Source organism: Streptomyces sp. VRA16 Mangrove soil, from assembly GCF_017377775.1.
Lineage (GTDB): Bacteria > Actinomycetota > Actinomycetes > Streptomycetales > Streptomycetaceae > Streptomyces.
The window spans coordinates 16,212-35,884 of sequence record NZ_JAFVLN010000002.1 but is presented as its reverse complement, the minus strand read 5'-3'; the positions used below and the strand labels follow the sequence as shown (position 1 = coordinate 35,884).

Here is a 19,673-nt window from a genome sequence, read left to right as displayed (position 1 = left end):
GCTACAGGAGTTGGTCGAGCGCCGCGTCGAGGCGTTGCTGCACCGCCCGGTCGTAGGTCCCCTCGTGGGCCCGCGCCGGGCGGGTCCCGTCGAAGAACGCGCCGTTGTGCCGCGCGCCCGCCTCGCCCACGGCCAGGGCGAGCACGCCGGCCGCGCCGTCCTCGACCGTCGACCACGGGCTGATCCCGGCCTCGCGCACCATCGCGGTGTCCATGTACGTCGCCGGGTGGATCACGTTGACCGTGACACCGGTGCCGGCCAGTTCGCGGGCGAGCGAGAAGGTGTGCGCGGCCAGGGCGAACTTGGAGCGGCAGTAGGCGTCCGTGCCGTTGTAGCCCCGGGTGAAGTCCAGGTCGTCGAAGTCGAGGGGCGACTGCCCCAGCGACCCGCAATGCACCACACGGGCGGGCGCGTTGGAGCGCAGTGCCGGCAGCAGTACGCGGGTGAGGGCGACCGGCGCGAGCAGGTTCACCGCGAGTCGCAGCTCGTGCCCGTCGGCGCTGAGCTCCCGGCCGCCGCCGCGCGGTCCCGCGCCGACACCGGCGTTGTTGATGAGGACGTCGAGGCCGGGCTGCTCCCCGGCGACCCGGGCGCCGAGATCCCGCACCTGTTCGAGGGAGGCGAGATCGGCGACGAAGCCCTCGGCCCGCCCGCCGACGGCCCGCAGTTCGCGGACGAGGGACTCGGTACGGGCCTTGTCCCGGCCGTGCGCGAGCACGGTGTGCCCGTCGCGGGCGAGCGCGAAGGCGAGATGGCGGCCGAGACCCGAGGTGGCACCGGTGATGAGGATGGTCGACATGCCGTCAGGCTAGGTGCGGCGCCGGGCCGTTGAGGAGGCCCGGCTGAACCTACGCCTGCCGGTGTCACCCAGCCGCCTCCTCGGCCAGCGCGCGCTGGGCGACGGCGAACGCCGAGTTGGCGGCGGGCACCCCCACGTACACCGCGCACTGCTGCAGCACGGCGCCGATCTCGTCCGGGGTGAGGCCGTTGCGCAGCGCGGCCCTGACGTGCATGGCCAGCTCGTCGTGGTGTCCGTGCGCCACCAGGGCCGTCATCGTGATCATGCTGCGTTCGCGGCGGGTGAGCGTCGGGTCCGTCCAGATCTCGCCCCACGCGTAGCGCGAGATGAAGTCCTGGAAGCGGGCCGTGAACGGCGTCTGCCGGGCCTGCGCCCGGTCGACGTGCGCATCCCCGAGCACCTCCCGGCGCACCGCCATCCCGCGCCGGGCGCCCTGCCCGAAGTGGGTGCGCAGCAGGCCGAGCACGGCCTCGGGGCGTTCGGCGACGGCCAGGTGCGAGGCGCCGGAGAGTTCGGCGAGCTCGGCGCCGGGGATCGCGTCGGCCATCTCCCGCAGGTGTGCGGGCGGGGTCGCGGGGTCGTCGCGCCCCGCGACGAGCAGCGTGGGCGCGGTGATGTCCTTGAGCCGGTCGCGGAGGTCGAAGGCGGCGAGCGCGTCGCAGCAGGCCGCGTACGCCTCGGGGTCGGCGTCGAGGTTGTCCTGCACGAGGCGCGGCACGGTGAAGCCCGGCGTGAACCAGCGGGTCGGCGCGGTCTCGGCGACCGGCGCCGTGCCCTCCTTGCGGACCAGCGCCGCCCGCTCCTGCCACGCGCCGGCTCCGCCGAAGTGGGCGGAGGAGCACAGCACGGCGAGGCCGGAGACCCGGTCCGGGTGGTGGGCGGCGAGGTGCAGGCCGACGGCGCCGCCCAGCGACACGCCCGCGTAGCCGAACCGCTCGATGCCGAGGTCGTCGGCGAGGGCGAGCGCGAGGCCGGCGAGGTCGGCGACGGTGGCTCCCGCCCTGATCAGGCCGGCGTCCGATCCGCCGTGGCCGGGGAGGTCCCAGCGCACCACGCGGTGGGCGATGGAGAGTTCGGGGGCGACCTGGTCCCAGAGGGCGAGAGACGTGCCGAGCGAGGGCCCGAGGAGGAGCGGGGGAGCGGTGGGGGAACCCTCGGTGGTGTGGTGGAGGAGGGGGGTGCGGGCGTCTGTCACGGGGACTCCAGGTCGATGGGTGGGTGGCCGGGCGGTGGGTGGTTGCGGTGGTGGAGGTCGCCCCCTCCTCCCCTTTCCGTCCGGTCTTCGGGGCTTCGCCCCGGTTGTCGGTGGGTGCGGCCTTCGTCGTGGCTGGTCGCGCAGTTCCCCGCGCCCCCCCCGAAGGCATGCGCTGCGCGCAGCCTTCCCCGATAGGGATTGCGCACGAAGTGCGCGTCTCCAGGGGCGCGGGGAACTGCGCGAGAAGCCCCACCGGACCCGCACCCGACGACGGGACACAACGAGCTCAGGTCCGCCGAAGCGCCCGGTCGACCAGGGGGCCCGCCGCCCCCACGTACCGTTCGGGATCGACGAGTGCGGTCACATCGACGTCCTTGAGGCGGGGCTCGCGGGACAGTACGTCGCCCAGAGGCACCCCGTCCGCCCGGGCCCGCCGCGATGCGTCGGCCAGCAGCTCCTTGGCCGCGCCCCGCCCGAGCAGCCCGGACAGCTCGGTCGACAGCCGCTCGGAGACGATCGCGCCGCCGGTGAGGGACAGATGGGCGCGCATCGCGTCGCCGCGCACCACGAGCCCGCCGACCAGCTCGGAGGCGTCCCGCACGGCCCCGCCGACCACCCGCAACGCCTCCCGCAGCGTGGCCCATTCGGCGTGCCAGGCCCCGGAGGGACGTTCGTCCTCGGCGGGCAGCGACGCGTAGAGGGTCGCCGCGAGCCCGGGAACCCGGCGCGCCGCAGCCGCGATCAGCGTCGAACGCACCGGATTGGCCTTGTGCGGCATCGCGGACGAGCCGCCGCCCGCGCCCTCCGCCAGCTCGCCGATCTCCGTACGGGACAGGGTGAGGACATCGGCCGCCAGCTTGCCGAGCGCACCCGCCGTGAAGGCCAGCGCCCCGGCCAGATCCGCGACCGGCGTGCGCAGCACGTGCCACGGCAACTCCGGTGCGGCGAGATCGAGTTCGCGCGCGTACGACTCCACGAGCGCGAGCGGATCCGTGGCGCCGTACGCCTCGAACGCCGCCAGCGTGCCCGCCGCGCCGCCCAGTTGCGCCGGAAGCACGACACCCCGCAACCGGTCCCGCGCGTCCAGGACCAGCGACCGCCACCCGGCCGCCTTGAGCCCGAACGTGGTCGGCACGGCGTGCTGGGTGAGCGTACGCCCCGGCATGACGGTGTCCCGGTGCTCGGCGGCGAGCGCCGCCAACGCCCCCGCCACGCCGTCGAGTTCCTCGGTCAGGACCGCGACCGTGCGCGCCGCTAGCAGCATCAGCGCCGTGTCCAGCACGTCCTGGCTCGTCGCGCCCCGGTGCACGTAAGGACCGTGCTCGGCGTCCACCGCCGCCGTCAGATCGGCGACCAGCGGAATCACCGGGTTGCCGCCCGCGCGGGCCCGCCGCGCGAGATCCCGTACGTCGAAACGGCCGGCGACGGCCGCCGCCGTCACGGCAGCGGCGGCCGCCGCGGGCGCGAGCCCGAGCGCGGCCTGGGCCCGCGTCAGCCCCGCTTCCGCGTCCAGCAAGGCCTGAAGGAAGGCCTCTTCGGAGGTGGTGCGCTCGGTGGGCGCGTCCTCGGTGCCGGGGTCGAACAACGTCACGTGAACTCCAGGAAGACCGTCTCGCCCTCGCCCTGAAGGCGGATGTCGAAACGGTACGTGCCGTCGGCCTGCGCCTTCGCGATCAGCGTGTCGCGGCGCGCGGGGTCGAGCCGCGACAGGAGCGGGTCGGCGGCGAAGCCCGCCCCGTCCTCGAAGTCGCCCTCGAAGTAGATCCGCGTGTACAGGTGGACCAGGAGGCCGCGGGCGAACACGCAGACGCTCAGGTACGGAGCGTTCCCGCCGCGCGCCCCGGGCCGCAGCGTGCGCGCGTACCAGTGGCCGTTGACGTCGGTCTGGATGCGGCCCCAGCCGGTGAACTCCACACCGTTGCGCCCGAGGTACCCGCCGGTCGACGGGTCGCGTCGGATGGAACCGTCGACCTGCGGCAGATTCCCCTCCGGGTCGGGGCCCCACAGCTCCAGGAACGCGTCCGGCAGCGGGTTGCCCTCGCCGTCGTACACGTACCCCTGGATCGTGAGCGTGTCGGGGTGGCCGACGGGCGCGATGTCGGCGCCGCCGGGGAACGGCAGCGCGTAGCCGTAGAACGGTCCGACCGTGTGCGACGGTGTCGGCAGCACCTCGGCCGGGTTACTGGTGTCGATCTTCGTCATGGTGGTTGCTCAGCGCCCTTCTTCGATCCAGGTGGCCTGCGGGCCGTCGAGCACGATGTCCCAGTGGTAGCCCATGGAGAACTCCGGCACGGACAGGCTGTGGTCGTACGTGGCCACGAGGCGCCGGCGCGCGTCGTCGTCCGTCACGGACTGGATGATCGGGTCGTACGGGAACAGCGGGTCGCTCGGGAAGTACATCTGCGTCACGAGCCGCTGCGTGAACGCCGAGCCGAACATCGAGAAGTGGATGTGCGCCGGCCGCCACGCGTTGAGGTGGTTGCGCCACGGGTACGGGCCCGGCTGGATCGTCGTGAACCGGTAGCCGCCCTGATCGTCCGTCAGGGTCCGTCCCACTCCGGTGAAGTTGGGGTCGAGCGGCGCGTCGTGCTGCTCGCGCTGATGGGCGTAGCGGCCGGCCGAGTTGGCCTGCCAGATCTCCACCAGCTGGCCGCGCAGCGGGCGTCCGGCGCGGTCCAGGAGCCGGCCCGAGACGGTGATCCGCTCGCCGATCGGCTCGCCGGTGTGCTGCCGCGTGAGGTCGTTGTCGATCTCGGTGATGTCGCGCTCGCCGAACGCGGGGGACGCCAGCTCGACCAGCTCGGGGTCCTTGGAGACGTCGATGCTGACCGGCGGTTGCTTCGGGTGGCGCAGCGTGGAGGAGCGGTAGGGGTGGTAGTCGCGGCGCGGGTGGTGTTCCACCGGAGCGCCGTCGGCGACCCGCTTCTCGTACGCGGCGTGCTCGGCCGCGATCTCCGTGTCGATGTCGTGCTGGGTGAGAGCCATGGTGCGGGGACCTTCCTAACGTTCCAGTACGAGGGCGAGGCCCTGGCCGACGCCGATGCACAGGGTGGCGACGCCGACCCCGGAGCCCTTGCGGGCGAGCTGGTGGGCGACGGTGCCGGCGAGCCGGGCGCCGGACGCGCCGAGCGGGTGGCCGAGCGCGATGGCGCCGCCCTGCGGGTTGAGGACCGCCGGGTCGAACTCCGGCCATTCGGCGACGCAGCCGAGCACCTGCGCGGCGAACGCCTCGTTCAGCTCCAGAGTCGACAGATCGTCAAATCCCTTGCCTGCCTTGGCGAGTGCGCGCTGTGTCGCCTCGACGGGGGCGAGCCCGAAGTAGTGCGGGTCCAGCGCCGAGACGCCGGTGGCGCAGATCCGGGCGAGCGGCTCGCGCCCGGTGGCCCCGAGGCCCTCCTCGTCGGCCAGGAGCAGCGCGGCGGCGCCGTCGTTGAGCGGCGAGGCGTTGCCCGCCGTCACCGTGCCCCCGTCCCTGCGGAACGACGGCTTGAGCTTCGCCATCGCGTCCAGGGAGGCGGTGGCGCGGACGGACTCGTCGGCGGAGACCACCACCGGGTCGCCCTTGTGCTGCGGGATCGTCACGGGGACGATCTCCGCGTCGAACAGGCCGTTCTTCTGCGCGGCGGCCGCCTTGCGGTGGCTGTCGAGGGCGAACGCGTCCTGCTGCTCGCGGGTGATGCCGTGCTTGTCGGCGATGAGCTCAGCCGACTCGCCGAGCGGCACCGTCCACTGCGGCTCCATCCGCGGGTTGACCATGCGCCAGCCCAGCGTCGTGGAGTACAGCTCGGTGTGCGCGGCCGGGAACGGCTTGTCGTTCTTCGGCAGTACGTAGGGCGCGCGGGTCATCGACTCGACACCGCCCGCGACCGCGACGGAGGCGTCGCCGACGGCGATGGCGCGGGCCGCCTGGATCACGGCCTCCAGACCGGAGGCGCACAGCCGGTTCACGGTCACGCCCGGCACGGAGGTGGGCAGCCCGGCGAGCAGGCCCGCCATGCGGGCGACGTTGCGGTTCTCCTCGCCCGCGCCGTTCGCGTTGCCGTAGTAGATGTCGTCGATCCGAGACGGGTCCAACTCGGGCGTACGGGCGATCAGTTCACGGATCGCGTGCGCGGCCAGGTCGTCCGGGCGGACCGCCGCCAGGGCGCCGTTGTAGCGCCCGATCGGCGTGCGGACCGCGTCGACGATGTAGACGTCCTTCACTTGACTCCCTCCGGGACCCGCACCGCGGCGTCGGTCTTCTCCAGCACCTCGGCGACCTCGACGCCCGGCGCCGGCTCGACCAGTTCCAGGCCCTGTCCGGTGACGTCCAGCACCGCGAGGTCGGTGATGATCCGGTTCACGCAGCCCTTGCCGGTCAGCGGCAGGGCGCACTCCTTGAGGATCTTCGGTGAGCCGTCCTTCGCGGTGTGCGTCATGACGACGATGACCGTGCGGGCGCCGTGCACGAGGTCCATCGCGCCACCGATTCCGGTGATCATCTTGCCGGGCACGGCCCAGTTGGCGAGGTCACCGGTCTGCGACACCTGCATGGCGCCGAGCACGGCCACGTCGATGTGACCGCCGCGGATCATCCCGAAGGAGAGCGCCGAGTCGAAGAAGGAGGCGCCGGGCAGGACGGTCACCGTCTCCTTGCCCGCGTTGATCAGGTCCGGGTCGACCGCGTCCTCGGCCGGGTAGGGACCGGTGCCCAGGATGCCGTTCTCCGACTCCAGGATCACCTCCACGTCGCCCGGCAGGTAGTTGGGGATGAGGGTGGGCAGGCCGATGCCCAGATTCACGTACTGGCCGTCGCGCAGCTCACGCGCCGCGCGGGCCGCCATCTGCTCTCGCGTCCACGCCATCGCTATGCACCCGTCTCGGAGGTCGTTCGCTTCTCGATGCCCTTGTCCGTGGCCTGCTCCGGGGTGAGCGCGAGCACCCGCTGCACGAAGATGCCGGGCAGGTGCACGTGGTCCGGGTCGATCTCGCCGGGCTCCACCAGTTCCTCCACCTCGGCGATGGTGATCCGGCCCGCCTGCGCGGCGAGGGGATTGAAGTTCCGGGTGGACTTGTTGAACACCAGGTTCCCGTGGCGGTCGCCCTTCGCCGCCCGCACCAGCGCGAAGTCGGTGCGGATGCCGCGCTCCAGGACGTACTCGACGCCGTCGAACGCGCGGACCTCCTTGGGCGGCGACGCCTTCGCGACCCCGCCGGCGCCGTCGTAGCGCCACGGCAACCCGCCGTCCGCGACCTGCGTGCCCACCCCGGCCGGGGTGTAGAACGCGGGGATTCCGGCGCCGCCCGCGCGCAGCCGCTCCGCGAGCGTGCCCTGCGGGATCATCTCGACCTCGATCTCACCGGCCAGGTACTGCCGGGCGAACTCCTTGTTCGCGCCGATGTACGAGCCGGTGACCCGCGAGATCCGCCCGGCGGCCAGCAGGATCGCCAGGCCGGAGTCCATCGCGCCGCAGTTGTTCGACACCACGGACAGGTCGCTCGTGCCCTGGTCGTACAGCGCCTTGATCAATACGTTCGGCACGCCGCTGAGTCCGAATCCGCCGACCGCCAGGGACGCTCCGTCCTCGACGTCGGCGACCGCCTGCGCGGCCGATCCGACCACCTTGTCCATGTGTGCGAGACCCGTCTCTAGGAATTGCTCAGCGCACTGAGCATCTTTGGAGCGAAGCTCACGGTGCCACTGGGATTCCGGGTCGTCAAGGGTCTAGCATTGCTCAGCACACCCGCATATAAGGCGATGGAGGCCCACGATGGTCGCGGTGGATCTGGCCACTCATCCCGGGCACCTCGCCCGACGGCTCCAGCAGGCGCACTACCTGTTGTGGAACACGATGGTCTCGGAGGAGATCACCTCGCCGCAGTTCGCGGTCCTGAACGCCCTGGTGATCGAGCCGGGCCTGGACCAGCGCATGGTCGGCGAGCGCGTCGGCCTCGACCGGTCCACGATCGCCGAGGTGATCAGCCGGCTCACCCGGCGCGAGCTGATCGACAAGGTGCGCGACCCCCAGGACGGCCGCCGCTGGATCCTGCGCCTGACGCCCGAGGGCGTCCGGACGCACAAGAAGCTGGCCGTGCGCACGGCCCGGATGAACCAGATCTTCCTCGCGCCGCTGGACGCCGACGAGCAGGCACAGTTCTTCGACCTGATCCGCCGGGTCGCGGACGCCGCGGAAGGGCTGCGCAATCCGCAGGGCCGCGACGCCGAGCAGGCACCGGCCGGCGCCCGCGGCTGACCACCCGCCCCGCCCGTCACCGCTTCGCGAACACCACCCACACCTGCCCCGGCGCGAACGGCAGCGCGCCACCGCCGTCCGCCGCCGTGAACGTCGTGCCGCCCGCCGCGTCCGGCCGCGCCCACCGTGCCTCGTACGCCCGTCCGTCGCGCAGCACCACGGCCCGCCCCGAGCCGACCGTCCTGGACAGCGGTGTGGTGCTGCCGTACCGGTCGTGGAAGCGGGAGCTCTGTACGTCGACGTACTGCACGACGACCGTCGGCGTGGCGAGCCGCGCCCCGTGCGCGTCCGTCGCGGCCCTGCCGTCCATGCTCACCAGCCAACGCCCGCGCCCGGCCGACCAGTCGAAGGTGAAGCGCGCGGCCGGGAAACGCACCGTGCGCGCCGTCTCCGGGATCCCACCCGCGGGCGCCTTCGCGGCGAACCGGTACCCGGCCGCGACCCCCGCGCCCGTCCCCGACGTCGCCCGCCCGAGCCGGGCCGGACGCAGATAGAGATTGTGCGGCGCCGGTTTCCCGCCGCCCCGGAAGTACGCGGTCCCGGCCTTGCCCTCGGGGACCGCCCTCAGCGGCGCCGCGTCGATCAGCGGCTGCAGCTTGCCCTGCGCCCCGGAGTAGGCGAGCGTCGGCCGGTCGAACTGGCGCAGCAGCTCCAGATCCGTCTCGCGGGCGCTGCGCACCGGCCCCACGACGTCGGGGACCCGGGTGCCGAACACCGCCATCAGCCGGCTGAGCCCGCCCTCCACCTGCTCCGCGTACACGATGTCGGCGTCCTCCAGGCCGGTCTGCGGCCGCGCGGGACCCACGTTGTCGATCTTCACGGCGAGCACGGCCGTGCGCCGCGCGGTCGCCGTCCGCGACGCCTTCCCGTCCGGCGGCCGGATGCCGCCCGGTGTGCAGGCCGCGGCGAACACCCCCGCCGCACCGCCGATGAAAGCCCGCCTGCGCATCCCGCCCCGGTTACGGTCCACGGCCCCTGCATACCCACGGGAGCGCTCAGCGCAGCACGTCTCCCAGGGCGAACTTCACCGGCTCGTCCAGCTGCGCGTACGTACAGCTCTCCGGTTCCCGGTCCGGGCGCCAGCGGCGGAAACGGGCCGTGTGGCGAAAACGCGCCCCGTTCTCCATGTGGTCGTACGCCACCTCGCAGACCAGCTCCGGGCGCAGTGCCACCCAGGACAGGTCCTTCTTGCCGGTCCAGCGGCTGGTCGCGCCCGGCATCCGCTTCGTCTCGTGGGCGGCCTCGTCGGCCCAGGCCGCCCACGGATGCCCGGCGACGTCGTCCATGCGCAGCGGCTCCAGCTCGGCGACCAGCTCCGTGCGCCGCTTCATGGTGAAGGCCGCGCAGACCCCGACGTGCTGAAGCGCTCCCGTGTCGTCGTACAGGCCCAGCAGCAGCGAGCCGACCACCGGGCCGCTCTTGTGGAAGCGGTACCCGGCGACCACGCAGTCCGCGGTCCGCTCGTGCTTGACCTTGATCATCAGGCGCTCGTCCTGGCGGTAGCGCAGGTCGAGCGGTTTGGCCACGACGCCGTCCAGGCCCGCGCCCTCGAACCGCTCGAACCACTCCTGGGCCAGCGCGGAGTCGGTCGTCGCGGGTGCCAGGTGCAGCGGCGCGCAGGCGCCCGCGAGGGCCTCCTCAAGGCGCGCTCTGCGCTCGGACAGGGGCGCGTCCAGCAGGGCGTCGTCGCCGAGCGCCAGGACGTCGAAGGCCACGAAGGAGGCCGGGGTGCGCTCGGCGAGCGTCCGCACCCGGGAGGCGGCCGGATGGATCCGTTCGGTCAGTGCGTCGAAGTCGAGCCGCCCGCCGCGCGCGATCACGATCTCCCCGTCGAGTACGCACCGCTCGGGAAGCCGCTCGGCCAGCGCCGCGACCAGCTCGGGAAAGTACCTGGTCAGCGACTTGGTGGTGCGGCTCGTGAGCTCGATCTCCGGGCCGTCGCGGAAGACGACCGCCCGGAACCCGTCCCACTTCGCCTCGTAGTGCATCCCGGCCGGGATCCGGGCGGCGGACTTGGCGAGCATCGGCTTGACCGGCGGCATCACGGGAAGATCCATGCATCGATTCTGTCCCGTACATCCAGGTGTCGCCCGGTATGCGCACTGTGTCCGATCGGCCTAGCGTGGGCGCATGGGCAGCAAGGGCGCGGCAGTGGAGCTGGACGCGGGCGGACGGACAGTGCGTCTGTCCAGCCCCGACAAGGTGTTCTTCCCCGACGGCAGCCCGTCGGGCTACACGAAGCTGGACCTGGCCACCTACTTCCTCGCCGTCGGCGACGGGATCGTCCGAGCCCTGCGCGACCGCCCCACCACCCTGGAGCGCTACCCCGACGGTGTCACCGGCGAGTCCTTCTACCAGAAGCGCGCCCCGAAGAACCTGCCCGACTGGATCCCCACCGCCACCATCGCGTTCCCCTCGGGCCGCACCGCCGACGAGATGTGCCCCACCGAGATCGCCGCCGTGATCTGGGCCGCCCAGTACGGCACCCTCACCTTCCACCCGTGGGCGGTGCGCCGCGCCGACCCCGACCACCCCGACGAACTCCGCATCGACCTCGACCCGCAGCCCGGCACCGAGTACGGCGACGCCGTGCACGCCGCCCGCGAACTGCGCGCCGTGCTCCACGAGTTCGGCGGCCTGCGCGGCTGGCCCAAGACCTCCGGCGGGCGCGGCCTGCACGTCTTCGTCCCCATCGAGCCGCGGTGGACCTTCACCGAGGTACGGCGCGCCGCGATCGCCTGCGGGCGTGAACTGGAGCGCAGGATGCCCGATCTGGTCACCACCGCCTGGTGGAAGGAGGAGCGCGGCGAGCGCATCTTCGTCGACTACAACCAGACCGCCCGCGACCGCACCATCGCCTCGGCCTACTCGGTGCGCGCCCGCCCGCACGCCCCGGTCTCCGCACCCCTGACCTGGGACGAGCTCGGCGACGCGCTGCCCCGCGACTTCGACATCGTCACCATGCCCAAGCGGTACGCCGAACTCGGCGACGTGCACGCGGACATGGACAAGGAGCGCCACTCGCTCGACGCGCTCCTCGAACTCGCCGACCGCGACGAGAAGGACCGCGGCCTCGGCGATCTGCCCTACCCGCCCGAGTACCCGAAGATGCCGGGCGAGCCCAAGCGGGTCCAGCCGAGCCGGGCCAGACACGAGGACTGACCCGGCCTTCCCCCCGGATCGGCTGGTCCCTAGTCCTGGTCCGTGAACGACGTCAGGATGCCGCCCAGCGACTCGAAGCCCTTGACGCTCGGCCCCCAGACCTTGCCGTCCCACCACTTGTGCCACAGCGCCGAGTCCGTGCCCCGCACGAACACGTCGAGCCGCCCGGCCTCCCAGGAGACGGCCGTCGGCGAGCTCGTGCAGATGCCGCCGAGCGACTCCCAGTCCTTGACGCCCGGTCCCCACGCACTCCCGTCCCACCACTTGTGGTAGAGCGCCGAGTCGGTGCCGACCACGAACAGATCGAGCCGGTTCGGGCCCCACGAGACGGCCGCGGGCGTCCGTTCGCAGATGCCGCCGAGCGATTCCCACCCCTTGACGCTCGGGCCCCACGCACTCCCGTCCCACCATTTGTGGTAGAGCGCGGAATCCGTGCCGACGACAAAAAGATCGAGCCTGTTCTGCCCCCAGGAAACCGCGACGGGCTCACTCATGCAGATTCCACCGAGCGATTCCCAGCCCAGTGTGCTCGGTCCCCAGGAACTCCCGTCCCACCACTTGTGGTAGAGCGCGGAATCCGTACCGATCACAAAGAGATCGAGCCGGTCGGCACCCCACGAAACGGCTTTCGGCTCGGTCATGCAGATACCGCCGAGCGATTCCCATCCCTTGACGCTCGGGCCCCACGCCTTTCCGTCCCACCACTTGTGGTACGTCGCCGAATCCGTCCCGATGACGAACAGATCGAGCCGCTGCGGCCCCCAGGACACGGCCTCGGGCGGGCTGGTGCAGATGCCGCCGAGCGACTCCCAGTCCTTGACGCCCGGACCCCACGCACTCCCGTCCCACCACTTGTGCCAGAGCGCCGAGTCGGTGCCGATCACGAAGGCGTCGAGCCGGTCGTGCGCCCAGGCCAGCGCCGTCGGCGGGCTGGTGCAGATGCCGCCGAGCGACTCCCAGTTCTGCACGCTCGGACCCCACGCCTTGCCGTCCCACCACTTGTGCCACAGCGCCGAGTCCGTGCCGATCCCGAACAGGTCGAGCCGCTCCGACTCCCACGAGACCACGGGCCCCGACGCCGGCGAAGGACCGTACAGCGCGTGCACGGCGGCGATGTCGTCGGTGCTCAGCCCGGTCCGCTGGCCGATGCTGACGCCCTGGACGGTCGGCACGATGGTGTCCTGGCCGTTCCTGGAGAAGGCGTCCCTCGGGTAATGCATGATCGAGCCGTAGTCGTACGCCCCGATGTCGTCGCCGTCAGTGATGTGCTGGTCGAAGTTGTGCTCGAAGCCGGGCGTGATGTTGGCCCAGACGATCGTGACGAAATGGTCCCGGTCCTCGCGGCTCTGCTCGTGCCACAGCCCGACCGAGTGCCCGATCTCGTGAATGGCGTTCCCCGTCGAACAGCCGGTGCCCAGCGTGACGCTCTGCGCCCCGCCCTGCCGGCCCACGAACGAGGAGCAGCCGTCGCCCGGCACGAACCGCACGAAGTCGGGGAACCGCGCGGCGTTCGCGGGGGTGCGCTGCACGAAGCGCATCCGGGTGCGGGACTGCCAGTGCGCGATGGCGTCCGTGACGCGCTGCTGGTTGGGCAGCGCCGCGTCGATCTCGAACGGCACCAGCGCGTCGGGCCACCGGAACTGCGGCCCGGAGATCGCGACGGCCGTCGGCAACGGCTTTCCCTCCGTGTCGGCCTGCAATTCCGCGGTGCGGCGCTCCACTTCGGCCACAGTGCCCAGCACGATGTCGCCCTCGAACATCGCGAGGCCGCCGATCTCCACGTACTGAACGGGCTTGACGCGGAAACTGACACCTTCGATCAGACCCGTCCGTACCTCGCGTGAGGAACGGAATTCCCCGTGCTGACTTCCGTGACTTTCGGTGGAAGCAGGCATGATTCTTCTCCCCGTGGCCCTGGACTTCCCGCCGTTCCCGTGCGGGCGCTATTTTGCGGAAATTACTGGGGGCACATGCCGACAACAAGAGGTGGGCGAGCGTATGCGGAACGTAGAAATCGCTGTCTGTCTCGCGCCGGGCGCGACCGCGCCGTCCCGGCCGGTGACGCTGCGCGTGCAGATCGAGGAGATCACCGCCGCCGACGCGCCCGCCCGCGTCGTCGCCCGCACCACCGAGCCGGGCGTCGACCTCGCGGCCCCGCCGCAGGTCGTGCTCGCGGTCCCGCCGCCCGACCCGCGGGCGCGCTACACGGTCCGCGTGCACGCCGACGTCGACGGCTCGGGGCTGATCGCGCCGGAGGACTTCGTGTCCGTACAAAGCACCCCCGTGCTCACGCACGAGGGTGCCGGGAAGGAGAAACTGGCGGTGGAGGTCTGGCCCGTCGGCTGAACCGCGGTCCGGCCGACGGGCCTAACTCCCCTGCCCGCGGAACCCTAGAGGTCCTTGACGCGGATGTCCCGGTACGAGATCACATCCGTGGTGCTGTGCACCTGGAGCCCGATGTAGCCGGAGGCGTAGCGTCGGCCGTCCGTGCCCGGGTCGTCCGAGCGCGGCGGCTCGAAGACCTGGCCCGCGGTGTTGTCGAACTCGTTGATCAGCACACCGTTGCGGTAGATCGAGTAGTGCTGGTCCACCACCTTGACCTCGTAGTCGTTCCACGTGCCCTTCTGGGTGACGCCCGCGCCCGCGAGGCCGACCCGGTCGAAGCCGTAGATCGAACCGGTCTTGTACATGTCGCCGTCAGGACGGTCGAGCACCTGCACCTCGTGCCCGTACTTGATGGCGACCCACTCCGGGTTCGGCTCCTCGGGGTTGTCGTGGACCCACGGGAAGCGCACGAACACACCGCCGTTGGCGTTGCCCGTGCCCGGGGCGTCGTCCCGCCACTGGAGCTTGAGCGAGAAGTCGCCGTACTTGCGGACCGGGAACCAGAGCATGCCCATGCCCGAGACGTCCGTACGGCTGGTGATCGAGCCGTCGTCGTTCAGGTCGAACTTCCCGCCGCCGACCTGCTCCCACTGGGCGAACTGCTCGGGCGAGCCGTCGAGGATCTTCTTGTAGCCCTCGGTCTGTCCTGGCTTGCCGATCCCGGACTGCTTCGCCGCCCGGTTGATCCTGTTGTACTCGCGCTGGTCGATGACGCCCTCCTTGAGGAGCGCGTCCGTGACCTTCTTGACGTGCTTGAGGAAGAGCGCCTGGGACGTCCACTCCTTCTCGTCCTCGATCAACTCGTTGATCCTGCACCGGTTGTTGGTCACCCGGTTCGGGATGCCCGTGTCGACCGTCCCGACGAACACCGTCAACCGCTCGTCGAACTCGGGGCAGTTGGGGGCGGGGACCCCGCCGCCCGACGCGACCGCGAAGACGAACGTCTGCGCCGCGGCCGTGTTGCCCGCCTTGTCGCTCGCCCGGTACGCGACCGAGTGCGCGCCCACCCGGTCGACCACGACCGGCGCGGTGTAGGCGAGGTACGGGCCGCCGTCCAGCGAGTACTCGATCTTGTCGACGCCGGACCGGTCGTCCGTCGCCGTCAGGGTGAGCTTCGCGTTGTTGATGTAGGCGCCGTCGGAGTTCTTGTCGCCCGCGACGCTCAGCGCCACCACGGGCGGCATCGTGTCCTCGGGCGGCGTCGCCACGACCGTGAAGTCGACGGACTTCTCGGCGGCCCGGTTGCCGGCCTTGTCCGCGGCCCGGTAGCGCACCGTGTACGTGCCCGGGTCGTGGACCATGACCGGAGCGGTGTACGGCTGCCAGGCACCGTCCGCACCGACCGCGTACTCGATGGAGTTGACGCCGGAACCGGTGTCGGACGCGCTCACCGTGACCGTCGCCATGCCCACGTACGCGCCGTCGGCGTTCTTCTCGCCGGTCACCGTCGCCGAGGTCTCCGGCGGCGTCGTGTCGTCCGTCGGCGGTGCCACCACCGTGAAGTCGAGGGACTTCTCCGCGGCGGTGTTGCCCGCCTTGTCCGTCGCCCGGTACGTCAGCTTGTGCGCGCCGACCTGGTCGACGACCACCGGAGCCGTGTACGGGGTGTACGCGCCGCCGTCCAGGGCGTACTCGATGCGGTCCACACCGGAACCGTCGTCGGTGGCGCTCACCGTCACCGAGGCCGAACCGACGAACGCGCCGTCGGCATTGGTCTGCCCCTCGGCCTTCGCCGAGGTCTCCGGGGCGCTCGTGTCGTCACCGCCGCCGGCCTCGGTCACCACGAGGATGCCCTGCATCGACGTGTGCCCGGGGATCGTGCAGTGGTAGCGGTACCGGCCGGGGGAGAGGGTGACCTCCACCGCGTGCTTGCCGCCCTGGTCGTCGTTCGGGTTGGCCAGGATGTTCAGCGGGATGTCGTTGTTGTACTCGGGGTCCGACACGTCGAACGTCAACGTGTGCGGCATGCCCATGGTGTTGCCGGTCGCCGTGCTGTTCTCGAAGACGATCGTCGCCTTGCCCGCGACGGCCGTGGCGGGCGCCGACCCGTACTTCGTGATGTCGTCACCGGCCGTCCACGTCAGTACCTGCTCGGCCGAGGCGCCCGACGGCGTCGGCTGGCTGTAGGCGGCCTGGGTGCCGCCGAGCCCGAGGAGCAGCAGGAGCGAGGCGAGCAGAGCGACGAGATGTCTGTGTCCGCGCAAGTGTCTTGATCGCATGGATCAGCCCTTCCTGGCCAGCTGGTCGGCCGCCGGAGTCGGCCCGCCGCCGGTGTAAGTCACCTTCCACAGAGCCGACTTGGAGTCGGAGGTGAAGAAGCCGCGCCCGTAGTCGAGGACGTACAGCGCGCCGTCCGGACCGAACTTCCAGTCCATGAGGTTCTTGATGCCGTCGTTCCCGGTCGGGATGATCTTCTTCAGCGACTCGGAGTGGATCGGGATCGATCCCTCGCCGTGCGTCGCCGGGTCGGTGATCACCGCGTTGCGCGGCTGCGTGGAGTCGTAGAAGTCACCCACGAACCACTTGCCGTCCCAGTAGCTCGGCCACTGTCCCGCGTCGGTGACCGACGCGTCGTAGCGGTAGACAGGACCGTCCATCGCCGCCTGGCCGCCGCCCTTGAGCCACGGCAGCAGGTACGTGGCCTCCTCCTTCTTGTACGAGGGGATGCCGTTGGCGTCGCGCGGATAGTCCGGCGCCCCGCCCTGCGGCGAGTACCAGATGTTGTTCCCGGTGACCGGCGGCAGGTTGACGAGACCGTCGTTGTTCGGCGACTCGTTCTTGGGGTGGTCGCAGTCGTACCAGCCGAGCGGCTTCGTCGGGTCCGGCAGATTGCGGTCGCGGTAGGGCTGCTTGTTGCCCATGCAGTACGGCCAGCCCCGGTTGGACGCCTTGGTGATGACGGCGAACGTGTCGTACTTCGCCGGGCCCCACGTCGTCGACGGCTCACCGGCGTCCGGACCGACCCAGCCCGCGTACAGCGTGTCGGTCTTCTTGTCGACCGAGATGCGCGCCGGGTTGCGGACGCCCATCACATAGATCTCGCCGCGTGTCTTGCCGCCGCCCTCGGCCGTCTCCTTGCCGGTGAAGAGGTTCCCCTCCGGCAGGGTGTACGTGCCGTCGGCCTCCGGGTGGATGCGCAGGATCTTGCCGTTGAGGTTGTTCGTGTTGCCGGCGGTGCGGCGCGCGTCGGCGAACGAGACGCCCTTGTAGTTCGGCTGCGGGTTGTTGCCCGAGTACCCGTCGCTGAACCCGGAGGAGTTGTTGTCACCGGTCGCGATGTACAGGTTCCCCTGGGAGTCCCAGGCCATCCCGCCACCCGCGTGGCAGCAACTGTGCACCTGCACCGGCCACTTGAGCAGCACCTTCTCGCTGCTCAGATCCAGCTTGTTCGTGGCCAGGTCGAGTGTGAAGCGCGAGACGCGCCGCTCGGCCATCTGCTTGTCGCGGTCGAGCCGCGAGTGCGGTGTGTAGTGCAGGTACACCCACCCGTTCTGCTCGAACTTCGGGTCCAGCTCGATGCCGAGCAGCCCCTCCTCGACCTTGATGAGTTCGTCTCCGCCGCCCTTGTTGCCGAAGACGGTCAGCTCGCCCGCGAGCGTCACCTTCTTGGTCTTCGGGTCGTAGACGTGGATCTGCCCCTTGCCCTTGCCGACGTCGGGGTCGTTCCAGTCGGTGACCACGGGCTGCGAGGAGTCCGCGCCGCCGCGGCCGATGTACAGGACCCGCCCGTCGGGCGCGGTCACCAGGCCGTGCGGCTCGCCGATCTGGTCGCTCTGCCCCGGCTGGTTGGGCGCCGTCAGCCGCTCGGCCTTGTAGTTGCCGTTGATCGTCGCCTTGCAGTCGGCGCGCACGAGTCGCGTCGTCCACAGCAGCGCGCCGCGCAGGTGGTCGCGGAAGTCCACCTCGTCGTAGGACGACGTGGTGCCGCCCATCCCGGTGTAGAAGGACCGGCCGCCGTCGTAGTCCCGGCACCAGCTCACCGGGTGGTCCGCGCCGTTGGCGCTGTCGCCCGGCTTGTACGTCGACTCGCGGACCCGCGCCACGGTGTGCACGTCGCCGGACGGGTTCTTCACCCAGTTCAGCCACTGGTCGGGCCGCTTCCACTGCACCGGCAGATCCTTCGTCGCCGGGTGCTGCCGGTCGCCGACCTCGACGGTCGCGCGCTGCACGGCGGTCGGCGAGGAGGCGGCGGGACGGGCGCCGACCAGACCGGTGAACCAGTCCGAGTACGGCTCCGCGCGCGCCGCGTCGTGGATGCCGACGAATCCGCCGCCGGCCTCCATGTAGGCCTCCAGGCCCGCCTCCTGGTCCGGATCGAGGACGTCGCCGCCCCCGGTCAGGAACACGACCGAGTTGAACCGGCCCATCTTCGTGGCGTTGGTGAACACGGACGCGTCGTCGGTGGCCGTGATCGTGAACCGCTGCGCGGCGGGCCCCGACTGCCCGATCTTCTCGATGGCCTCGATGCCGGCGTTCACCACGGGCGACTCCTCGCCCGCGGCCGAACCGTAGAAGACCAGCACCCGCACATTCGCCCCGCCCGGCGGGGACTTGACGGACATCGTTGTCAGCGGCGCACTCGGATCCGGCTGCGCGCTCGCGCTCGGCCCGCTCAGCAGCCCGGCCGCGAGCGCGCCGACCGCCAGGCCGCCGGCCGCGATCCGGGCGCGTCTGCGTCTGCTCGCTCTGAACTCTCGTACGGGCAACGGCTTTTGATGCGGTAAGTGCCGCATGTGTTCACCCACCCCTCGTCGGACACAGCAACAGCGCGGAGAAAGCTAGACCTCTTTTCGTGGCGCGCCAATAGGTATGACCGCAATGACACGAACTTTGTCCTGAGTGTGGATAAACGAAGATCACGTGGCTACCGTGCTCCCTGGTTCCGGAATGTCCTTACGAGGGTGGGGAGTTGGCCGTGACGGAGAAGGACGGGCAGGCGCTCAGTCGCCGCATGCTCATCGGCGGTGCGGTGGCGGCCACGGCGGGGGTGACATCGTTGTCCATCGGGGCCGCCGCCTCTCCGGCGGCCAGTGCCGACACCCCGCCGCGCACCGCGCCCGCGGGCGGCGAGGTGAGACGGATCAAGATGTACGCGGAGAAGCTGGCGGACGGACAGCTCGGCTACGGCTTCGAGAAGGGCAAGGCGTCGGTCCCCGGCCCGCTGATCGAGCTCAACGAGGGCGACACGCTCCACATCGAGTTCGAGAACCTCACCGACGTCGACGCGAGCCTGCACGTCCACGGCATGGACTACGAGGTCTCCAGCGACGGCACGCGTATGAACCGCAGCCATGTCGAGCCGGGCGGCACCCGCACCTACACCTGGCGCACCCACGCGCCGGGCCGCCGCAAGGACGGCACCTGGCGCGCGGGCACGGCCGGCTACTGGCACTACCACGACCACGTGGTGGGGACGGACCACGGCACCGGCGGCATCAGAAAGGGCCTGTACGGACCGGTGATCGTGCGCCGCAAGGGCGACATCCTGCCCGACCCGGGCAAGACCTTCACCATCGTCTTCAACGACATGACGATCAACAACAAGGCGGCCCACGAGGCCCCCACCTTCGAGGCGACGGTGGGCGACCGGGTCGAGATCGTCATGATCACGCACGGCGAGTACTACCACACGTTCCACATCCACGGGCACCGCTGGGCGGACAACCGCACCGGCATGCTCACCGGCCCCGACGACCCCACCCAGGTCCTCGACAACAAGATCTGCGGCCCGGCCGACTCGTTCGGGTTCCAGATCATCGCGGGCGAGGGGGTGGGCGCCGGGGCGTGGATGTACCACTGCCACGTCCAGAGCCACTCGGACATGGGGATGGCGGGGCTGTTCCTGGTGAAGAAGGCGGACGGGTCGATCCCCGCGTACGACGACCCGCACCACATGTAG

Annotated in this window: 17 protein-coding genes; 4 read left to right on the top strand and 13 right to left on the bottom strand. The window is 71.1% G+C overall.

The window, feature by feature from the left end:
- Window position 1: 1 nt before the first annotated feature.
- The 8 genes from J3486_RS06155 to J3486_RS06120 all read right to left on the bottom strand — a co-directional run bounded on the left by J3486_RS06155 (window position 2) and on the right by J3486_RS06120 (window position 7,605).
- On the bottom strand, window positions 2-799 hold the full coding sequence (locus J3486_RS06155) for an SDR family NAD(P)-dependent oxidoreductase (protein WP_207819012.1): 798 nt from the start codon (window positions 797-799) through the stop codon (window positions 2-4).
- Between the two features lie 64 nt (window positions 800-863).
- The gene (gene pcaD / locus J3486_RS06150) at window positions 864-1,994 is read right to left on the bottom strand and encodes a 3-oxoadipate enol-lactonase (protein ID WP_207819011.1); all 1,131 of its coding nucleotides are present in this window, start codon (window positions 1,992-1,994) and stop codon (window positions 864-866) included.
- Window positions 1,995-2,280: 286 nt separating this feature from the next.
- On the bottom strand, window positions 2,281-3,585 hold the full coding sequence (pcaB, locus tag J3486_RS06145) for a 3-carboxy-cis,cis-muconate cycloisomerase (protein ID WP_207819010.1): 1,305 nt from the start codon (window positions 3,583-3,585) through the stop codon (window positions 2,281-2,283).
- A complete protein-coding gene (gene pcaG / locus J3486_RS06140) occupies window positions 3,582-4,196 on the bottom strand; it encodes a protocatechuate 3,4-dioxygenase subunit alpha (RefSeq protein WP_207819009.1) in 615 nt (204 codons plus the stop codon). Before pcaG ends, pcaB begins: the two co-directional genes overlap by 4 nt.
- Window positions 4,197-4,205: 9 nt before the next feature.
- Complete coding sequence (gene pcaH, locus J3486_RS06135) at window positions 4,206-4,979, bottom strand: protocatechuate 3,4-dioxygenase subunit beta (protein WP_207819008.1); 774 nt, start codon at window positions 4,977-4,979, stop codon at window positions 4,206-4,208.
- Window positions 4,980-4,994: 15 nt separating this feature from the next.
- On the bottom strand, window positions 4,995-6,197 hold the full coding sequence (locus J3486_RS06130; protein ID WP_207819007.1) for an acetyl-CoA C-acyltransferase: 1,203 nt from the start codon (window positions 6,195-6,197) through the stop codon (window positions 4,995-4,997).
- Window positions 6,194-6,838: a CoA transferase subunit B gene (locus tag J3486_RS06125; RefSeq protein WP_207819006.1), complete on the bottom strand. Its 645-nt coding sequence runs from the start codon at window positions 6,836-6,838 to the stop codon at window positions 6,194-6,196. The genes J3486_RS06130 and J3486_RS06125 overlap by 4 nt, the downstream gene beginning before the upstream one ends.
- A 2-nt stretch (window positions 6,839-6,840) precedes the next feature.
- Entirely contained in the window at window positions 6,841-7,605 is a 765-nt protein-coding gene (locus J3486_RS06120; RefSeq protein ID WP_207819005.1) for a CoA transferase subunit A, read from the bottom strand.
- A gap of 139 nt (window positions 7,606-7,744) precedes the next feature.
- Between J3486_RS06120 and J3486_RS06115 the strand changes: the two genes are divergently transcribed.
- Window positions 7,745-8,227, top strand: a complete 483-nt coding sequence (locus J3486_RS06115) for a MarR family winged helix-turn-helix transcriptional regulator (RefSeq protein ID WP_207819004.1) — start codon at window positions 7,745-7,747, stop codon at window positions 8,225-8,227.
- Window positions 8,228-8,243: 16 nt separating this feature from the next.
- Here J3486_RS06115 and J3486_RS06110 read toward each other — a convergent pair whose 3' ends face one another.
- Together J3486_RS06110 and J3486_RS06105 are read right to left on the bottom strand one after the other, a co-directional pair.
- Window positions 8,244-9,176 (bottom strand): DUF3048 domain-containing protein, encoded by a 933-nt coding sequence (locus J3486_RS06110; RefSeq protein ID WP_207819689.1) that lies wholly within the window; start codon window positions 9,174-9,176, stop codon window positions 8,244-8,246.
- Between the two features lie 46 nt (window positions 9,177-9,222).
- On the bottom strand, window positions 9,223-10,284 hold the full coding sequence (locus tag J3486_RS06105) for an ATP-dependent DNA ligase (RefSeq protein WP_207819003.1): 1,062 nt from the start codon (window positions 10,282-10,284) through the stop codon (window positions 9,223-9,225).
- Between the two features lie 73 nt (window positions 10,285-10,357).
- Here J3486_RS06105 and ligD point away from each other — a divergent pair, with 73 nt between their 5' ends.
- Window positions 10,358-11,389 (top strand): non-homologous end-joining DNA ligase, encoded by a 1,032-nt coding sequence (gene ligD / locus J3486_RS06100; protein ID WP_207819002.1) that lies wholly within the window; start codon window positions 10,358-10,360, stop codon window positions 11,387-11,389.
- Between the two features lie 29 nt (window positions 11,390-11,418).
- Here the strand turns inward: ligD and legP are convergent, their stop codons facing one another.
- The gene (legP, locus tag J3486_RS06095; RefSeq protein ID WP_207819001.1) at window positions 11,419-13,284 is read right to left on the bottom strand and encodes a Dot/Icm T4SS effector Zinc-dependent metalloprotease LegP; all 1,866 of its coding nucleotides are present in this window, start codon (window positions 13,282-13,284) and stop codon (window positions 11,419-11,421) included.
- Between the two features lie 103 nt (window positions 13,285-13,387).
- Here legP and J3486_RS06090 point away from each other — a divergent pair, with 103 nt between their 5' ends.
- The gene (locus tag J3486_RS06090; protein WP_207819000.1) at window positions 13,388-13,735 is read left to right on the top strand and encodes a YbaY family lipoprotein; all 348 of its coding nucleotides are present in this window, start codon (window positions 13,388-13,390) and stop codon (window positions 13,733-13,735) included.
- Between the two features lie 44 nt (window positions 13,736-13,779).
- Here J3486_RS06090 and J3486_RS06085 read toward each other — a convergent pair whose 3' ends face one another.
- Together J3486_RS06085 and J3486_RS06080 are read right to left on the bottom strand one after the other, a co-directional pair.
- Window positions 13,780-15,993: an OmpL47-type beta-barrel domain-containing protein gene (locus J3486_RS06085; RefSeq protein WP_207818999.1), complete on the bottom strand. Its 2,214-nt coding sequence runs from the start codon at window positions 15,991-15,993 to the stop codon at window positions 13,780-13,782.
- Between the two features lie 3 nt (window positions 15,994-15,996).
- Window positions 15,997-18,507: a ThuA domain-containing protein gene (locus tag J3486_RS06080; RefSeq protein WP_374194694.1), complete on the bottom strand. Its 2,511-nt coding sequence runs from the start codon at window positions 18,505-18,507 to the stop codon at window positions 15,997-15,999.
- A 218-nt stretch (window positions 18,508-18,725) separates the two neighbouring features.
- On the opposite strand from J3486_RS06080, the gene J3486_RS06075 reads away from it, so the two are divergent.
- Complete coding sequence (locus J3486_RS06075) at window positions 18,726-19,673, top strand: multicopper oxidase domain-containing protein (protein WP_207819687.1); 948 nt, start codon at window positions 18,726-18,728, stop codon at window positions 19,671-19,673.

What these genes read in the sequence shown, in the direction of transcription:
- J3486_RS06155 (WP_207819012.1), bottom strand. Translation starts at nt 799, where the DNA reads ATGTCGACCATCCTCATCACCGGTGCCACCTCGGGTCTCGGCCGCCAT.
- pcaG (WP_207819009.1), bottom strand. Translation starts at nt 4,196, where the DNA reads ATGACGAAGATCGACACCAGTAACCCGGCCGAGGTGCTGCCGACACCG.
- pcaH (WP_207819008.1), bottom strand. Translation starts at nt 4,979, where the DNA reads ATGGCTCTCACCCAGCACGACATCGACACGGAGATCGCGGCCGAGCAC.
- J3486_RS06125 (WP_207819006.1), bottom strand. Translation starts at nt 6,838, where the DNA reads ATGGCGTGGACGCGAGAGCAGATGGCGGCCCGCGCGGCGCGTGAGCTG.
- J3486_RS06120 (WP_207819005.1), bottom strand. Translation starts at nt 7,605, where the DNA reads ATGGACAAGGTGGTCGGATCGGCCGCGCAGGCGGTCGCCGACGTCGAG.
- J3486_RS06115 (WP_207819004.1), top strand. Translation starts at nt 7,745, where the DNA reads ATGGTCGCGGTGGATCTGGCCACTCATCCCGGGCACCTCGCCCGACGG.
- J3486_RS06110 (WP_207819689.1), bottom strand. Translation starts at nt 9,176, where the DNA reads ATGCGCAGGCGGGCTTTCATCGGCGGTGCGGCGGGGGTGTTCGCCGCG.
- J3486_RS06105 (WP_207819003.1), bottom strand. Translation starts at nt 10,284, where the DNA reads ATGGATCTTCCCGTGATGCCGCCGGTCAAGCCGATGCTCGCCAAGTCC.
- ligD (WP_207819002.1), top strand. Translation starts at nt 10,358, where the DNA reads ATGGGCAGCAAGGGCGCGGCAGTGGAGCTGGACGCGGGCGGACGGACA.
- legP (WP_207819001.1), bottom strand. Translation starts at nt 13,284, where the DNA reads ATGCCTGCTTCCACCGAAAGTCACGGAAGTCAGCACGGGGAATTCCGT.
- J3486_RS06090 (WP_207819000.1), top strand. Translation starts at nt 13,388, where the DNA reads ATGCGGAACGTAGAAATCGCTGTCTGTCTCGCGCCGGGCGCGACCGCG.
- J3486_RS06085 (WP_207818999.1), bottom strand. Translation starts at nt 15,993, where the DNA reads ATGCGATCAAGACACTTGCGCGGACACAGACATCTCGTCGCTCTGCTC.
- J3486_RS06080 (WP_374194694.1), bottom strand. Translation starts at nt 18,507, where the DNA reads ATGCGGCACTTACCGCATCAAAAGCCGTTGCCCGTACGAGAGTTCAGA.
- J3486_RS06075 (WP_207819687.1), top strand. Translation starts at nt 18,726, where the DNA reads ATGCTCATCGGCGGTGCGGTGGCGGCCACGGCGGGGGTGACATCGTTG.